18 protein-coding genes are annotated in these 17,591 nt (G+C 37.3%); 14 read left to right on the forward strand and 4 right to left on the reverse strand.

Going from position 1 to position 17,591, the window contains the following annotated elements; genetic code table 11:
* Positions 1-20: 20 nt before the first annotated feature.
* Positions 21-1,079: an arabinogalactan endo-1,4-beta-galactosidase gene (locus C0430_RS06140; protein WP_290866685.1), complete on the reverse strand. Its 1,059-nt coding sequence runs from the start codon at positions 1,077-1,079 to the stop codon at positions 21-23.
* A gap of 104 nt (positions 1,080-1,183) precedes the next feature.
* Here C0430_RS06140 and C0430_RS06145 point away from each other — a divergent pair, with 104 nt between their 5' ends.
* The 3 genes from C0430_RS06145 to fsa all read left to right on the forward strand — a co-directional run bounded on the left by C0430_RS06145 (position 1,184) and on the right by fsa (position 5,167).
* Positions 1,184-2,182, forward strand: coding sequence for a GntR family transcriptional regulator (locus C0430_RS06145; protein WP_290866688.1), 999 nt, complete (start codon positions 1,184-1,186; stop codon positions 2,180-2,182).
* Between the two features lie 270 nt (positions 2,183-2,452).
* Positions 2,453-4,492, forward strand: coding sequence for a transketolase (locus tag C0430_RS06150; RefSeq protein ID WP_290866692.1), 2,040 nt, complete (start codon positions 2,453-2,455; stop codon positions 4,490-4,492).
* An 18-nt stretch (positions 4,493-4,510) separates the two neighbouring features.
* The gene (fsa, locus tag C0430_RS06155) at positions 4,511-5,167 is read left to right on the forward strand and encodes a fructose-6-phosphate aldolase (protein WP_290866695.1); all 657 of its coding nucleotides are present in this window, start codon (positions 4,511-4,513) and stop codon (positions 5,165-5,167) included.
* 137 nt (positions 5,168-5,304) lie between these two features.
* On the opposite strand, the gene C0430_RS06160 is transcribed toward fsa, so the two are convergent.
* The 3 genes from C0430_RS06160 to C0430_RS06170 all read right to left on the reverse strand — a co-directional run bounded on the left by C0430_RS06160 (position 5,305) and on the right by C0430_RS06170 (position 8,112).
* Positions 5,305-5,721: a cytochrome c gene (locus tag C0430_RS06160; protein WP_290866698.1), complete on the reverse strand. Its 417-nt coding sequence runs from the start codon at positions 5,719-5,721 to the stop codon at positions 5,305-5,307.
* A gap of 436 nt (positions 5,722-6,157) precedes the next feature.
* On the reverse strand, positions 6,158-7,738 hold the full coding sequence (locus tag C0430_RS06165) for an NADP-dependent glyceraldehyde-3-phosphate dehydrogenase (protein ID WP_290866700.1): 1,581 nt from the start codon (positions 7,736-7,738) through the stop codon (positions 6,158-6,160).
* Between the two features lie 62 nt (positions 7,739-7,800).
* Entirely contained in the window at positions 7,801-8,112 is a 312-nt protein-coding gene (locus tag C0430_RS06170) for a rhodanese-like domain-containing protein (RefSeq protein WP_290866702.1), read from the reverse strand.
* A 416-nt stretch (positions 8,113-8,528) separates the two neighbouring features.
* Here C0430_RS06170 and C0430_RS06175 point away from each other — a divergent pair, with 416 nt between their 5' ends.
* From C0430_RS06175 to C0430_RS06225, 11 genes are all read left to right on the forward strand, one after another.
* Entirely contained in the window at positions 8,529-8,984 is a 456-nt protein-coding gene (locus tag C0430_RS06175) for a MarR family transcriptional regulator (protein ID WP_290866705.1), read from the forward strand.
* Between the two features lie 19 nt (positions 8,985-9,003).
* Positions 9,004-9,636: an NAD(P)H-dependent oxidoreductase gene (locus C0430_RS06180; protein WP_290866708.1), complete on the forward strand. Its 633-nt coding sequence runs from the start codon at positions 9,004-9,006 to the stop codon at positions 9,634-9,636.
* Between the two features lie 30 nt (positions 9,637-9,666).
* Complete coding sequence (locus C0430_RS06185; protein WP_290866711.1) at positions 9,667-10,233, forward strand: YceI family protein; 567 nt, start codon at positions 9,667-9,669, stop codon at positions 10,231-10,233.
* Positions 10,234-10,515: 282 nt separating this feature from the next.
* A complete protein-coding gene (locus C0430_RS06190; RefSeq protein ID WP_290866714.1) occupies positions 10,516-11,916 on the forward strand; it encodes an anthranilate synthase component I family protein in 1,401 nt (466 codons plus the stop codon).
* A gap of 146 nt (positions 11,917-12,062) precedes the next feature.
* The gene (locus C0430_RS06195; protein ID WP_290866716.1) at positions 12,063-12,629 is read left to right on the forward strand and encodes an aminodeoxychorismate/anthranilate synthase component II; all 567 of its coding nucleotides are present in this window, start codon (positions 12,063-12,065) and stop codon (positions 12,627-12,629) included.
* Between the two features lie 91 nt (positions 12,630-12,720).
* Complete coding sequence (locus C0430_RS06200; RefSeq protein WP_290866719.1) at positions 12,721-13,554, forward strand: c-type cytochrome; 834 nt, start codon at positions 12,721-12,723, stop codon at positions 13,552-13,554.
* Positions 13,555-14,547 (forward strand): anthranilate phosphoribosyltransferase, encoded by a 993-nt coding sequence (gene trpD, locus C0430_RS06205; RefSeq protein ID WP_290866722.1) that lies wholly within the window; start codon positions 13,555-13,557, stop codon positions 14,545-14,547. It begins immediately after the preceding gene.
* Between the two features lie 2 nt (positions 14,548-14,549).
* Complete coding sequence (trpC, locus tag C0430_RS06210) at positions 14,550-15,332, forward strand: indole-3-glycerol phosphate synthase TrpC (RefSeq protein WP_290866725.1); 783 nt, start codon at positions 14,550-14,552, stop codon at positions 15,330-15,332.
* 53 nt (positions 15,333-15,385) lie between these two features.
* Positions 15,386-16,003 (forward strand): phosphoribosylanthranilate isomerase, encoded by a 618-nt coding sequence (locus C0430_RS06215; RefSeq protein ID WP_290866728.1) that lies wholly within the window; start codon positions 15,386-15,388, stop codon positions 16,001-16,003.
* A gap of 48 nt (positions 16,004-16,051) precedes the next feature.
* Positions 16,052-17,233, forward strand: coding sequence for a tryptophan synthase subunit beta (trpB, locus tag C0430_RS06220; protein WP_290866731.1), 1,182 nt, complete (start codon positions 16,052-16,054; stop codon positions 17,231-17,233).
* 14 nt (positions 17,234-17,247) lie between these two features.
* On the forward strand, positions 17,248-17,577 hold the full coding sequence (locus C0430_RS06225; RefSeq protein WP_290866734.1) for a gamma-glutamylcyclotransferase family protein: 330 nt from the start codon (positions 17,248-17,250) through the stop codon (positions 17,575-17,577).
* Positions 17,578-17,591: the final 14 nt, after the last annotated feature.

The following is a 17,591-nucleotide window of genomic DNA, read 5'->3' on the forward strand; positions in this document are numbered from 1 at the left end:
GTCATTGTATTGTTTTACAATTAATTTTTAAACGCATCCAAAGCCGGCGAAGGTTTTCCATCGGATTGCCAAGCATTCAATTGGTAACCACTCCAACTTTTTTCACCTTGCGGTTCCCAATAAATGACACCAAGACCTTTGTTGTTTGGCACCGCTTTTACCGCTTTAATAACCGCCACAAGCATGTCTTTGGTGTTTTGTACCAAAGTGTAATCGCCGCCAACTTCCACTACCATCACTTCCTTGTTGTATCTTGAAGCCATATCTTTTAGATTGTTTTCCAAATCACCAATCGTGGTTATGTAATCGCTTTTTATCCAATACGGATAATAAGAAAGTCCAATCACGTCATATTTGACATTGTTTGCTTTGGCATTGTCAAAAAACCACCTGAACTTGGCATTATTGTTTCCTTCATCAACATGCACGATGACTTTTATGGCAGGAGTTACGGCCTTTGTAGCTTGATATCCTTTATTTAATAGTTGTGCCAATTGGGTCCAATTCGAAGTGCTTCCCTCCGGCCACAACATTCCACCAGGAATTTCGTTGCCCACTTGCACCCATTCTGGAGTTACTCCGGCCAATTTTAATGCGGTCAAAACATCATAAGTATGTTTGTAAACGTCATTTAACAACTCTGGAAAAGTATGATTTGCCCAAGCAGCCGGTTTGGCTTGTTTTCCGGGATCAGCCCAAGTATCACTGTAGTGAAAGTCAATCATGATACGCATTCCCATTTTTTGGGCACGAACAGCCATCTCCACCGTTTCGGCTGGGCTGCAATGTCCACTTGCCTTGTCATTTGATGGATTTACCCAAACTCGAAGACGAATGGTATTCATTCCCCTGTCTTTTAGCAGTTGCAAACAATCTTTTTGGGTTCCGTCAGCATCGTAAAATTTATATCCCGTAGCTTCCATTTGCGGCAACCAACCCACGTCAGCTCCTTTTGAAAAGACAAAATTTGTTGGTATTGATGGCGCTTTCTCAGGGATTTGCGCTTTGGTACACGAAGAAAAAATCAATGACAAAAAAAGTGTCAATGGCAAGATGAATAATTTTTTTGTTTTTTTCATGGGATAAAATAAACTAGTTTATTATTTCCAAAAATATAAAAAAAGGGAATATTAGCATACCAGTACCTACCAGTTTTTTGTATCTTGCCAAAAATTTGATACTCATGAAAGTAATCACCATTGAAAACAATATTGGAATTCCAAAATACAAACAGATAATTTTATCCATTGAGAAGGCCATTGAGCATGAAAAATTAAAAAAAGACGAACGATTACCTTCCATCAATAAAATTTGTTTGGAATTTTCTTTGTCCCGGGACACTGTTTTGCAAGCCTATGAAGAGTTGAAAAAAAGAGGAATAATCTATGCTATTCTTGGAAAAGGATACTATATAAAAAGTACGGAAGTCCGAATAAAACAACGCATATTTTTACTTTTTGAAGAGCTGAATATTTTCAAGGAAGACCTCTATAATTCTTTTATGGAAAACATTGGAAAAGGCGTCCAAGTGGATATTTTCTTTCATCATTTTAATCTCCAAGTGTTTCAAAAACTAATCAATGACAGCAATGGCAATTATACCAAATATATTATTATGCCCGCCAATTTAGTTGGAGCGGCGTCAATTATAAAAACCCTACCAGTAAATGAAGTTTATATTTTAGATCAAACAAATCCTGAACTGAAAACCTTTCCAGCAGTTTATCAAAATCATAAAAAAGACATCTCCGAGAACTTATTTAAAGGAAAATCTAAATTAAGCAAATACAAAAAATTAATAATGATTTTTCCTGGATTCAGGGAACCATTGGGCATGAAAGTTGGATTTGAAAATTTCTGCAAAGAATTCTCGTTCGACCACGAAGTCATCACTGAGTTCAAAAACAGGGAAATACAAAAAGGGGAAGTCTATGTTATTCCCAATGATCGGGATTTAGTCCAAGTGATTGAACAAGCGAAGTACCAAAACCTAAAACTAGGCAGTGATTTTGGCATCATTTCTTATAACGAAACCCCATTAAAAAAAGTGGTAGAAAACGGAATTACCACGATTTCAACTGATTTTAAAGCAATGGGAGAAATTCTGGCCCAAATGATTTTAGGTGGAAAAAAAGAACAAATAGAAAATAAATGCGCCTTAATTATGCGCAATTCTTTGTAAAATGCTGCCCTATTCATTTCTATCATAACAAATTAAAAATAAAAGTATTTGTTTTGAAAAAAATCTCTACATTTGTAAATGTATTTTTTACACTTATTATTTGTCTTTTTTTTCAAATCACAAATAAACTAGCGTTTAGAAAACAAATATCTAATTTAAACGCGTAGTCATAAAAAATCACATAATTTACCCAAACTTAAATCCGTTGATAAATAACAATACTAACATATATTACAATTTAATAGCATAATTAATTTTTACACTTTAAACATGAATAAAAAAATTGACAATTTAGCCGCAGACAACATCAGGGCTTTGGCCATTTCGATGGTAGAAAAAGCAAATTCTGGACATCCTGGAGGCGCCATGGGAGGTGCTGATTTTATGCACATTCTTTATACGGAATATTTAAACTTTGACCCAACAGAAATGGATTGGCCTTTCAGGGATCGTTTCTTTATGGATGCCGGTCACTTGTCTGCCTTGATGTACGCCCAATACAATTTGTTGGGAAATTACAAAAAAGAAGATTTACAAAATTTCAGGCAATGGGGTTCCATCACTCCGGGACACCCTGAAGTCGATGTTCTTAGAGGAATTGAAAATACTTCTGGACCATTGGGACAAGGACACGCCATGGGAGTTGGAGCAGCCATTGCCGCCAAGTTTTTGGATGCTAGATTCACTGGTCTTTTCACCCATAAAATATACGGTTTCATAACCGATGGAGGTGTTCAAGAGGAAATCTCGCAAGGAGTTGGTAGAATTGCAGGACATTTGGGCTTGAACAATTTTATCATGTTTTATGATTCCAATGATGTACAACTTTCGTCCATGACAGACGAGGTTACTTCTGAAAACACGGCAGCGAAATATGAAGCTTGGGGATGGAAAGTCATCACTATTGATGGACACGACCACGAAAAAATCCGAAAAGCATTAGATGATGCCAATGCAGAAACAGAAAAACCTACCTTGATTATCGGAAAAACCATTATGGGCAAAGGTTGTGTTTTGGCCAATGGCGAAATGTATGAAGGCGAATGTGAATTGCACGGAAAACCAATTGGCGACACCAAAGCTGATTTCAACAAAACCTTGATAAATTTGGGTGCCAATCCAGAAAGTTCTTTTGATATTTTCGAAGAAGTTCAAGCACATTATGCAACAGTATTGACTCACAAAACAGAAGCTGCTGCAAAGAAAAAAAATCATATCGCCACTTGGAAAAAAGAAAATCCAGCTTTAGCCCAAAAAATGGATTCCTTCTTGTCTGGCGTACTTCCTGACTTGGATTTAAGCCAAGTGGTTCAAAAAGCTAATGTCGCCACAAGAGAAGCTTCTTCGGCAGTTTTGGGTTATTTGGCAGAAAATCTGGAAAACGTAATCGTTTCTTCGGCAGATTTATCAAACAGTGACAAAACGGATGGTTTCTTGAAAAAATCTTCCGTTTTGCAAAAAAATGATTTCAGCGGAGCCTTCTTGCAAGCCGGCGTTGCCGAATTGACAATGACGGCCATCGCAAACGGAATCGCCCTTCACGGAGGTGTAGTTCCAGTAGTGGCCACTTTCTTCGTTTTTTCAGATTATATGAAACCAGCAATTCGTTTGGCTGCCATTCAAGAATTGCCTGTAAAATATGTATTGACTCACGATTCATTTAGAGTGGGCGAAGACGGACCAACCCACCAACCGATTGAGCAAGAAGCCCAAATGCGTTTGATGGAAAAAATCAAAAACCACAAAGGACATCAAAGTTTATTGGCACTTCGTCCTGCCGATGCCATCGAAACTTCAGTAGCTTGGGATATGGCGTTGAAAAACACCACTACTCCAACTGCCTTGATTCTTTCGAGACAAAACATCAAGGACATTCCTGCAACCGGAACTTCAAGATACCAAGACGCAACAGCCGCCAAAAAAGGTGGTTATTTAGTAAAATCGACTCCAAATGCCGACATTACTTTATTTGCAAATGGTTCCGAAGTTTCGACACTTTTGGATGCTGCCGTGATTTTGGAAAAAGAAAACAACCTAAAAGTAAACGTGGCTTCCATCATCTCTGAAGGATTGTTCAAACAACAATCAAAAGAGTACCAAGAAAGCATTATTCCTAAAGGGAAATTGGTTTTCGGTCTAACTGCCGGACTTCCAGTAAACTTGGAAGGATTGATTGGCGATAGCGGAAAAGTGATTGGTTTGGATCATTTTGGTTATTCGGCGCCGGCAAGTGTTTTGGATCAAAAATTTGGATTTACAAGCGAAAATGTTTGTGAAGAAATCCTGAAATATAGTAAAAAAAGTAAATAAACATTAAATAAATAAAACATGAAATTTTTTATTGACACAGCTAATTTAAAAGACATAAAAGAAGCCAATGACCTAGGAATCCTGGACGGCGTAACCACCAATCCATCGCTTATGGCAAAGGAAGGAATCACGGGTGCGGAAAATATTATAGCACATTACGTAAAAATATGTGATTTGGTAGACGGTGACGTAAGTGCCGAAGTAATTTCGACAGACTTGGCAGGAATGATTGCCGAAGGGGAAAAATTAGCCGCTTTGCATCCGCAAATCGTGGTAAAAATTCCAATGATCAAAGAAGGAATAAAAGCCATAAAATACTTTTCGGATAAAGGAATAAGAACCAATTGTACTTTGGTATTTTCGGCAGGTCAAGCGCTTTTGGCCGCAAAAGCCGGAGCTACTTATGTTTCGCCTTTCATCGGAAGACTAGATGATATTTCCACGGATGGAATGGCTTTGATTGAAGAAATCAGATTGATTTATGACAATTATGGTTACGAAACACAGATTTTGGCTGCTTCAGTGCGTCACGTGATGCACATCATAAATTGTGCAAAAATAGGCGCCGATGTCATCACAGGTCCTTTGAGCGCTATAGAAGGTTTATTGAAACATCCTCTTACAGATATAGGATTGGCTACATTTTTAGCTGATTATCAAAAAGGAAACAGCTAAAACTTTTCTTAAATCACTTTTAAAATCGCTTTCAAAATAAAACTTGGAAGCGATTTTTTTGTTATAAACATAAAACCCTAAAACCTTTTGATTAAAGTTTTAGGGTTTCTTGCTTTCCAAAACCTGATGGCTTTGCTTTATTTTTTTATTTTATTTATTTCTAGTTCTCTAATATAATTTACTAATTTCCAACGTTGATCATCCGTCAACAACTCTTCATAGGATGCCATTGGAGCTTTTCCGTTTGTTATCTTCCAAAAAATATTGCCATCAGTTTGGTTTATGACTTTTAGCGCCAGAAAATTGGCGGGTTTTTTCACTAAGCTCAGTCCAGCTTGACCATTTCCTTTACCTTTTAAACCGTGACATAAAACACACATTTGATTGTAAATTTCCTTTCCTTCAGCAGTTGCACGTGCATTACCAACAAATGGATTTTTTACGCTGTCTGAATGCGCTGGGGCTATCCAATTATTATTTTCTTGGGCAGTGATTTGGTGACTGGCAAAAAACATTAAAACCATAACAACTATTAATGAACTATTCTTTTTCATAAGACTAATATTTAAGTTTAGCTTAGTAAAGTTACTATAGTTTTTTTGAAATAATTATGATTTTTATCACAAATTTGATGGAAATTCAAATTAATTCAACAATTTCGTGTAAAAACGAAAAGACATGGTTTGCTCCTACTTTCAAAGTAGGGTTAAATTGTTGCCATTATTGACAAACTCGTTGAATTCGCTGCCAAGCCTTTTTAATAGTCACAACCATCAAATCTTTTTTTAACAATTTCCGAAGTCCCTTTTTGCCTTCATTATTTAAAAAAATAAATAATTTACATCTCCTCATGGGTATTATGATGTTTTGTTGTTCCAGAATGTGAAGCAAAAACAAAAAAGAGGACTTCCAGTTTTGGTTGTCCTCTTTTTATGGTTTGATAAAAATCAATACTATTGAAAACCAGTATCTGTTTTCAAGAAATTTCAATTACAAAATATAATCCGTATTGATGAAATTTGATTCTTTGCTATTCAACAATTCCTGCAAAATGGCATTGTTGTACTCATTGTCTTTTGAAGCTACAAATGTTCTAATGGAGAAAGAACGAAGCGCATCAAAAATACTCAAAGTTCCCACGGCCGAATCTTTTCGCCCCGTGAAAGGATACAAATCCGGCCCTCTTTGACAAGAGCTATTCAAATTCACCCGGCAAACCAGGTTGACCAAAGTATCTATTAACGGAGCAATAGTTTTAATGTCTTTCCCGAATAAACTTACTTGTTGTCCATAGTTAGACTCGGCCATATCATTCAAAGGTTCTTGAATATCCTTGAAAGTCAAAATGGGCACAACAGGACCAAATTGCTCTTCGTGATACACCCTCATTTCTTTATTTATTGGAAACAAAACCGCCGGAAATATATAGTTGTCCGAATGTTCTCCTCCTTTTGCGTTAATCACTTTGGCTCCTTTGCTGGTCGCATCGTCAATCAATTCCTGAATGTAAGCAGGCTTTTCTTTCTCTGGCAATGGCGTGAGCACGACCGATTTGTCCCAAGGATTTCCAAAAACAAGCGCATCAACTTTAGCAGCAAATCGTTTGTTGAATTCAGCAGCCACTGATTCATGCACGTATAAGATTTTCAAAGCCGTGCAACGCTGTCCGTTAAAGGACAAAGTTCCCGCGATGCATTCTTGGATGGCCAAATCTAAATCGGCATCCGGTAATATGATGGCTGGATTTTTGGCTTCCAAACCTAAAATTAAGCGCAATCTGTTTTTATTTGGATGTTGGTCTTGCAAAGCAATCGCTGATTTACTGTTGCCAATCAAGGCCAAAATGTCAACTTTTCCTGATTTCATAATTGGTGAAGCCACTTCACGACCTCTTCCGTAAATTACGTTGATAACTCCTTTTGGAAAACTGCTTCTAAAAGCTTCCAATAAAGGGGAAATTAATAAAACACCGTGTTTTGCCGGTTTAAAAATCACGGTATTTCCCATAATCAATGCTGGAATAAGCAAGGAAAAAGTTTCATTCAATGGATAATTGTAAGGCCCAAGGCACAAAACAACCCCAAGTGGTCCACGACGTATCATTGCATTGACGCCTTGACTTTTGGTAAAATGGGCACTGTTTCTATCCAATTGTTTGTAATGCTCAATGGTATCATAAATATATTCTACCGTTCTATCGAATTCTTTTTCAGAATCGCCCAATGATTTTCCGATTTCCCACATCAAAAATTTAACCACTTCGTTTCGGGTCGTTTTCATTTGTGTAACGAAATTCTCCATACACTTGATGCGATCCACCACCTTCATGGTGGGCCACAACCCTTGTCCATTATTATAGGCTGCTGAAGCAGCTTCCAAGGCTTTCAATGCGTCGGTTTCTCCCATAAAAGGAATTGATCCCAATAAAGTAGGCTCATAATTTTCTGTGGAGGAAATAGTGGAATAAACCGGTGTTGTTTCACCTGTCCATTTTTTTAATTCGCCATCAACCAAATAAGTATCTTGAATAAGTAATGAGCTAATTTGAAATTCTTGAGGTATTGTATTCATTATAATTGTATTATGTTTTAATTTAAAACGTGATTAAAAAAGAAGCTTTGCCTCTTCTAAATTTAAGGGGAAACAATCTCTCCTTCCCATTGCAAAAATCCTCCCAACAAATTGTAGGTGTTCTCAAAACCCAATTCATTCATGACTTCACATGCTTTTGCACTTCTGGCTCCAGAGCGACAATACACATAATAATTTTTTGATTTGTCCAAGGCTTCCAACTTCTCGATAAAAGCTTGTCCTTCGTATATGTCAATGTTTATGGAATTAGGAATTATTCCTTCATTGCACTCGGCTTCGGTTCTTACATCCAGTAATACTGAATTTTCGTCGGCTTCAAATTGAGAAACCCAATCTTCTTGTGTTAAATTCATGGTATTGTTTTTGGTAAAAATACAATGTTTTTAAGAAACAATAATCAACAGATTTGTTAATTGGATAATATTTTAAAGAAATCGTTTTCGTGTAACCGTAAAACAGGCTAAATTATTAATTATTCAAATAAATCGTAAAAAATACCTTTAAACAACAACAACAATACCTTTATATTATTTTATATTCAGATTTTATGCTAATTCACATACCCTGCCATTCCTTCAAATCAGGCTGCTTTTATATGATTTTCGCAAAAATTGAATTCAAATTACTGCTTTTACAACACCAAAACAAACTTCATTTTGGCCAAAAAACACAACCTCAAAATTATTTTTAACAAAACATTAACGCAACATTTGTACATACAAATAAAAAACATACTACATTTGTACCAACAAATAACACATATACAAATATGAAAATTGAAGAAGTGTTAAAATCAACTGTGCCGATGGATATTTCCAAAAAAATTATCCTGAATATTTTGTACACACAAAATGTTCTCACGGAAAGTTTTAATGAAATATTGAAACCTCATGAAATATCGGGTGAACAATATAATGTGCTTCGCATACTAAGAGGTCAAAAGGGAAATCCTGCAAATATGTGCGTAATTCAAGAACGTATGTTGGCCAAAACCAGCAACACCACAAGATTAGTGGACAAATTGTTGTTGAAAGAACTGGTAACTCGAGAAGTTTGCCCTGAAAACAGACGCAAAATAGAGGTTTCCATTACTCAAAAAGGGCTAGACGTCTTGAAAGAGCTAGATCCAAAAGTAGCTGAACACGAGGAGTCGTTTTCAAACAATTTAAATGCCGACGAAATAATATTATTAAATCAATTGTTGGAAAAATACAGAAATCAATAAATTAAACATCAAACATAACATGAGTACTTTTTTAGAAAATCAAAATTGGAGATATGCAACAAAGAAATTTGATGCTAGCAAAAAAATCTCGACGGAGGATTTAAACACCTTGAAAGAAGCCATCAGATTGAGTTCTTCTTCTTATGGATTGCAACCTTATAAAGTTATTATAGTCGAAAATCCTGAATTAAGAGCAAAAATCCAACCAGCGGCTTGGGGACAATCACAAATTGTTGACGCTTCACATCTTATCGTTTTTGCCAACAGAACAACAATTAACGACACCGAAATAGATTCTTTTTTTGACAAAATTAGCAAAACGAGAGAAATCCCTTTAGAAGCGTTATCAGGTTACCAAGGCTTCATGAAAGGTAAAATCAACGAATTATCAGAAGATGCCCAAAATATTTGGAATTCAAAACAAACATATTTGGCACTTGGAAACTTGCTAAATGCCGCAGCAGAATTGAAAATCGACGTGACTCCCATGGAAGGTTTTGTTCCTGCCCAAGTAAATGAAATACTGGGACTAAACGAATTGGGATTAAATGCAAGTTTAATAGCAACCGTGGGATACAGACACGAAGAAGACGCCACCCAATACCAGAAAAAAGTTAGAAAATCAAACGAAGAATTATTTATAACACTTTAATTATTAATTATTTACAAACAAATTTAACACATGAAAAATTTAAAATCAATCGCATTAGCATTAGTAGTAGTTTTGACTACAGCAACAGTATCGGCCCAAACAAAAAAAATTGACGCAGCCGCAAGCACCATCGAATGGGTAGGGAAAAAAGTAACGGGTCAACACAATGGAACAGTAAATTTCAAAGACGGAGCATTAGTTTTTAAAGGAGCTAAACTAAAAGGAGGAAGTTTTACTGTAAACATGACTTCATTGACAGCCACTGACCTTTCAGGAGAATACCAAGGAAAATTAAACGGTCACTTAAAAGCGGACGACTTCTTTGGAACTGATAAATTCCCGACAGCTACTTTAGTTTTCAAAAAAATCGGAGCTAAATCAGCCAACGTTTACACTGTAACTGCTGATTTAACTATCAAAGGAATCACTAAACCAGTTACTTTTGACATTACAGTAAACGGAAACACTGCTACTACGGCTTTCAACGTGGACCGTACTAAATATGATATCAAATACAACTCTAAATCATTCTTCGAAAGCATTGGAGACAAAGCTATCTATGACGAATTTGAATTGAAAGTAGCTTTGAAATTCTAATTTCAACAAAAATAAATTTTTACAAACCCTGACAAGAAGTTGTTGGGGTTTTGTTTTTTTAACAAAATCATAAAAAAAAGTGTTTTTCATTTATTCTATTTGAATAATCAAATAGGATTTATATATTTGTGGAATGAAAACGATTTTAAAAAATACTTGGTGGTGGAACAATTTACGTCAATCGTCGTGAACAAAGCACCTGTAGTATAAACTATAAATATAAAAGGCTTGTCATCACGACAAGCCTTTTTTTTATTCCCAGCTCGAAAAGAAATTAAAAATATGAAGACATTTAAATTACAAACCAATTACAAGCAAATTCTTGCCGACACGATTACTCCGGTAAGCGTGTATTTTAAAATTCGCGACAAATATCCAAACAGCCTCCTTTTGGAAAGTAGCGACTACCACGGCAACGACAACAGTTTTTCCTACATCTGTTGCAACCCGATTGCTTCCATAAAAATCGAAAACGAAACCATCTATAAAACCTTTCCCGACGAAAGCACGGAAATCATTCCAATAGAAGACACAACTGACATCCCTCAAATAATCCAAGAATTCTCAGGGCAGTTCCAATCCGAGAAAAATGATTTCAAATTCATCAACAACGGATTATTTGGTTACATTTCTTATGATGCCGTTCGTTATTTCGAAAAAGTAAGCATAGCCAAAAAAGACGAAGAAACCACCATTCCTGATATCTATTATGCGGTTTACCAAAACATCATTGCCATCAACCATTTCAAAAACGAAGCCTATATTTTCTGCCACAGCGTAGATGGAAAAAACAACATTTCGGAAATCGAACAATTGTTGCAATCCCGAAACATAGCTTCTTATAAATTTTCTAAAGACGGAGAAGGAAAATCCAACCTGACCGACGAAGAATTCAAACACAATGTGGCCTTGGCAAAAAAACATTGTCATAGAGGCGATGTGTTTCAATTAGTATTGTCTCGAAGATTTTCTCAAAAATTTAAAGGTGACGAATTCAATGTTTACAGGGCTTTGAGAAGCATCAACCCCTCTCCTTACCTATTCTTTTTTGATTATGGCGATTTCAAGATATTTGGTTCTTCACCCGAAGCCCAAATTATCGTCAAAAACCGCAAAGCCGAAATTCATCCCATCGCTGGAACGTTCAGACGAACTGGCGACGACGAAAAAGATGCCGTTTTGGCCAAGAACTTATCCGAAGACAAAAAAGAAAACAGCGAACACGTGATGTTGGTCGACTTGGCTCGAAATGACTTGAGTCGTCACGGACACGCTGTGCAAGTGGAAAAATACCGGGAAGTACAATTTTTCTCCCACGTCATTCATTTGGTTTCCAAAGTGACGGGGCATTTACACGAAAAAGCAACAACAATGCAAGTCGTTGCCGACACTTTTCCGGCTGGAACTCTAAGCGGAGCGCCGAAACACAGGGCAATGCAATTAATCGAAGATTACGAAAAAACAAATCGCAATTTCTACGGAGGTGCCATTGGTTTTATGGATTTTGAAGGCAACTTCAATCACGCCATCATGATCCGAACATTTCTGAGCAAAAACCATCAATTACATTCTCAAGCCGGAGCCGGAATTGTTGCCGATTCAAGCGAAGAAAGCGAAATGCAGGAAGTGTACAATAAATTATTGGCGCTGAATAAAGCGTTGGACTTGGCAGAAACAATTTAAAAAAAGTAATCAGTTGTCATCTCGAGCGCAGTCGAGAGACAGTTTTTAGTGTTCAGTTTCAACTGCTAAAAATTTTAAATAATAATTAAAAACCCTATTTACCCCAATAGGTTCTCCCCTCCTTTGGAGGGGTTGGGGGAGGAAAAATGAAAAAAATACTAGTCATAGACAATTACGACAGCTTCACGTACAACTTGGTGCATTATCTGGAAGATTTGGATTGCGAAGTTACCGTTTACCGAAACGATGAATTTGATATTGACGAAATCTCAAGTTTCGACAAAATATTGCTTTCTCCGGGACCAGGAATTCCGGATGAAGCAGGTTTATTGAAAGCAGTGATTGCAAAATATGCCCCAACCAAAAGCATTCTTGGCGTTTGCTTGGGTCAGCAAGCCATCGGGGAAGTTTTTGGAGGAACACTTTCCAATTTGGACAAAGTGTATCACGGCGTTTCCTCAATGGTAAGAACATCCGTTGACGACGAACTTCTATTTGAAGGTTTAGGAAACGAATTCGAAGTGGGACGCTACCATTCTTGGGTTGTGGACGTCAATTTACCCGATGTTTTGGAAGCCACTTCATTCGATGAAAACGGACAAGTGATGTCGTTGCGCCACAAAACATTTGATGTTCGAGGCGTACAATTTCATCCTGAAAGCGTGTTGACGCCAAACGGAAAGAAGATTTTGGAAAACTGGCTTAAAAATTAGTACTCAGTGTTCAGTTTTTAGTAATCAGTACACACAATCAAAAAGTTTAGTGAACTCTGTGCCTTCTCAGTGCCCTTTGTGGTTAAAAAAAATGAAAATAATCAAAATCCATCTTATCTCTTGTCTTTTTATTTTTAGCTTCCTTTCTTGCAATCAAAAGAAGGAGCAAAAAGTAGAAGCAAAAACCTTTGCCCAGACCGAAATTAAATTGGACTTATTGGAATTGCAGGCAAAAAACAAACTGGGGAAAGACACTGTTGTATCAATCACAAATGATCCTGTTTATCATAAAGCAAAGAAATACAATGCCGTAAACGCATCGCTTTTGATCAAAAATGAAATTGATTTAACCAAAATTGACCCAAAAAACACCAAAATCGTATTCGAATGTATCGATGGTTATAAACCGGAAATGCCATTGGAATTGTTTTTAAAAGCAAATCCTTATCTCGCATTCGAAGATGTTGAGGCTCCAAAAGGCAAAAAATGGGAACCAATTATCAAGGATGGAAATGAAATGAATGCCGAACCATTTTATATCGTTTTTCCTTCGGTTTCAGAGAAAGACAGTCGATATAAATGGCCTTATAATTTGGTAAAAATCTATCTGGATCCGCTGGACAAATCAACATTGGAATTGTTTCCGCTAAAAAACAGAAAATTAGAATCGGGATATGTTTTATTCAAAAACCATTGCCTAACCTGCCATTCCATCAACGGAATTGGTGGAACTATGGGACCGGAATTAAATTATCCGAAAAGTGTCACCGAGTATTGGAAAGAAAAAGAACTGGTCGATTATATCGTGAATCCAGCTTCTTTTAGAAACAAGGTAAAAATGCCGACACTAGGAATCACGAAACAACAATCCCAACAAATTGTGGATTATTTAAAATACATGTCTGAAAATAAAAAGAAAATATAAATGAAAACCATTTTAAACAGGCTTATCAACCACGAAATGCTTTCGAAAGAAGAAGCCAAAAATGTATTGGTCAATATCTCCAACGGAAGTTACAATCCTAGCCAAATCGCTTCTTTTCTTACCGTTTACATGATGAGAAGCATCAGCATTGATGAACTTTCGGGTTTTCGCGAAGCTTTGTTGGAATTGTGCATCCAGGTAGATTTAGCTGCCTACAACACCATCGATTTATGCGGAACGGGAGGCGACGGAAAAGACACATTCAACATATCCACATTGGCCTCATTTGTTTCGGCAGGAGCGGGAATCAAAGTGGCAAAACACGGTAATTATGGTGTTTCCTCCATTTCGGGTTCGAGCAATGTAATGGAAAAAATGGGCGTAAAATTCAGCAACGACAATGATTTTTTAGAAAAATGTATCGATCAGGCCGGCATATGTGTTTTGCACGCGCCTTTGTTCCATCCGGCAATGAAAAATGTGGGACCCATTCGAAAAGAATTGGGAGCAAGAACCTTTTTTAACATGTTGGGACCAATGATCAATCCATCGTTTCCCAAAAACCAATTGGTAGGCGTTTACAACCTGGAACTGGCCAGAATGTATGCTTATTTGTATCAAAATACCGACATCAATTTTACCATTCTACATGCATTGGACGGTTATGATGAAATATCTTTGACGGGACCAACCAAAACCATCACGGGCCAAATGGAAGCTGTGCTGAAACCGGAAGATTTTGGAGTCAAACAATTGTTGCAAAGCGAAATCGAAGGCGGAAAAACCATCGAAGAATCGGCAGAAATGTTTATCAATATCATTTCCGGCAAAGGAACCGAAGCCCAAAATAACGTGGTTTGTGCCAATGCCGCAATGGCAATTGCAACAGTAAACGGAAGTTCGCCTTTGGAAAGTTTCGAGTTGGCAAAAGAAAGTTTGCTTTCAGGTAAAGCATTGGTAGCTTTAAATAAATTACAAGAATTAAGTAAATAAAAATGAACATACTCGATAAAATCATAGTTGACAAAAAAAGGGAAGTCATTCTCAAGAAATCCATCATTCCCGTTTCACAATTGGAAGCATCTGTTTTATTTGATAAAAAGACGATTTCTTTAAGCGACAATTTAAGAAACAGCAACTCCGGAATCATCGCCGAACACAAACGCCGTTCGCCTTCCAAAGCCGAAATCAATTATGGTTTCACGGTCGAAGAAGTGGTAAAAGGATACGAAAGTGCCGGTGCTTGTGGCATCTCGGTGTTGACCGACGGAAAATATTTTGGCGGTTCATTGGACGATTTACTGTTGGCCAGAGCTTCGGTAAACATTCCATTATTGCGAAAAGAATTCATTGTGGACGAATACCAAATATTGGAAGCCAAAGCACACGGAGCCGATTTAATTCTGTTGATTGCGGCCGTTTTAACTCGTGAAGAAATCAAATCATTGTCTGAGTTTGCCAAAGATTTGGGATTGGAAATATTGTTGGAAGTCCACAATCTGGAAGAATTGCAAAAGTCGATAATGCCCACTTTGGACATGATTGGCGTGAACAACAGAAACCTGAAAACTTTTGAAGTGAGCTTGGATTTCAGCAAAGAATTGGCAAACCAAATTCCAAACGATTTTGTGAAAGTTTCCGAAAGTGGCATTTCCTCCATCGAAGCCATCAACGAATTAAAACCATACGGTTACAAAGGATTTTTAATCGGAGAAAACTTCATGAAAACCGACAATGCCGGTCAAGCGGCAACCGAATTTATTTCAAAATTAAAATAACATACCAAACCCGACAGGCTTCAAAAACCTGTCGGGTTTAAAATAGAATCTTTATGAAACTCAAAATCTGCGGAATGAAATATCCCGAAAACATACTCGAAGTAGGTGCGCTCCTACCCGATTATATGGGCTTTATATTTTGGGAAAAATCGGCACGCTATTTTGATGGAGTTATTCCTGAATTGCCAAAATCAATCAAAAAAGTGGGCGTTTTTGTCAATGCCACTTTGGAGGAAATTCTGAAAAAAATAGAAAAACACGATTTGCAAGCCGTTCAACTTCACGGAGAAGAATCGGTGGAATTTTGCGAAACTTTGAAAAAAAAGATCCCAAAAGAGATGGAAGTCATCAAAGTTTTTTCAATTTTGGATACCTTTGACTTTCAGGTTCTAAAACCTTTCGAATCCGTCTGCGATTATTTCCTTTTTGACACCAAAGGAAAATTGCCCGGAGGAAACGGAACCACTTTCGATTGGAAAGTTTTGGAAAAATATCCATCATCCAAACCCTTCTTTTTGAGTGGAGGAATTGGCATCGAGGAAATGGAGGCCGTCAATGAAATTTTGAAAACCAATTTACCCGTTTATGCCATCGATGTAAACAGTAAATTTGAAAGAGAACCCGGATTAAAAAACATAAAATTATTAAAGATAATGGTAGAAAGTTTTTAGTTGTAATATAATCAACAACCTAAAACCCAGAACCCAAAACCTAAAAAAATGTCATACAACGTTAACGAAAAAGGCTATTACGGAGAATTTGGAGGTGCTTACATCCCCGAAATGTTATATCCAAATGTAGAAGAATTACGCCAACAATACCTGAAAATTACAGCAGAACCCGAATTCCAGAAAGAATTTGATGCGCTTTTAAAAGATTATGTAGGAAGACCTACTCCGCTTTATTTTGCTGAACGATTATCGGCAAAATACAATACAAAAATCTACCTCAAAAGAGAAGATTTGTGTCATACCGGCGCGCATAAAGTCAATAACACGATTGGCCAAATTTTACTTGCCAAACGATTGGGCAAAACCAGAATTATTGCCGAAACCGGTGCGGGTCAACACGGAGTTGCCACTGCCACGGTTTGTGCCTTGATGGGATTGGAATGCATCGTTTATATGGGCGAAATTGACATTGAGCGTCAAGCGCCAAATGTTGCCCGAATGAAAATGTTGGGTGCCGAAGTTCGTCCCGCAATTTCCGGTTCACGTACGCTCAAAGATGCCACAAACGAAGCCATTCGCGATTGGATTAACAATCCAGTTGACACCTATTACATCATTGGTTCCGTAGTTGGGCCGCATCCTTATCCTGATATGGTGGCACGTTTCCAAAGCGTGATTTCAAAGGAGATCAAGGAACAATTATTGAACAAAGAAGGCCAAGAAAACCCCGATTACGTTATCGCTTGCGTGGGTGGCGGAAGCAATGCTGCCGGTGCTTATTACCATTTTTTGGATGATGAAAACGTAAATATCATCGCTGTTGAAGCCGCAGGTTTAGGCGTTGATTCTGGCGAAAGTGCCGCAACTTCAATTTTGGGAAAAGTTGGAGTAATTCACGGAAGCAAAACCCTGTTGATGCAATCGCTTGACGGTCAAATCACGGAACCGTATTCCATTTCTGCCGGATTGGATTATCCCGGTGTTGGTCCGATGCATGCGAATTTATTTGCTACCGGAAGAGCCGAATTCATTTCGATTACGGATGATCAGGCGATGCAATTTGGCTTGCAACTGTCACAAATGGAAGGCATCATTCCCGCCATTGAAAGTGCGCATGCTTTTGCCGTTTTAGACCAAAAACAGTTTAAACCTACGGATATTGTCGTAATCAATTTGTCAGGTCGTGGCGACAAAGATTTGAATACTTATATAGATTATTTTAAACTATAATAAAGACGCTAAAAATGAAAACTTTGATAAAATTATTCACTTACGGTACTTTGCAACACAATGATATTCAGGAAAATCTTTTTGGACGCGTTCTTAAAGGAACACCTGAAACACTGATTGGATATGCATTAAAAGAAATTCGAATCGAAGAAGAATTTGGAATAGTGCGCTACCCCATCATTGTCGAAACGCATCAACCGGAAGACACCATCAACGGAATTGTATACGAAATAACAACCAAAGAACTTCATCAAGCGGATCTCTACGAAGGATTGCATTACAAACGCGTTGAAGTACACTTGCAATCAAACCAAAAAGCTTGGGCTTACAGTGCTGCAACATAAACTAAAAAGAAACA

The sequence above is a fragment of the Flavobacterium sp. genome (assembly GCF_013823965.1).
Lineage (GTDB): Bacteria > Bacteroidota > Bacteroidia > Flavobacteriales > Flavobacteriaceae > Flavobacterium.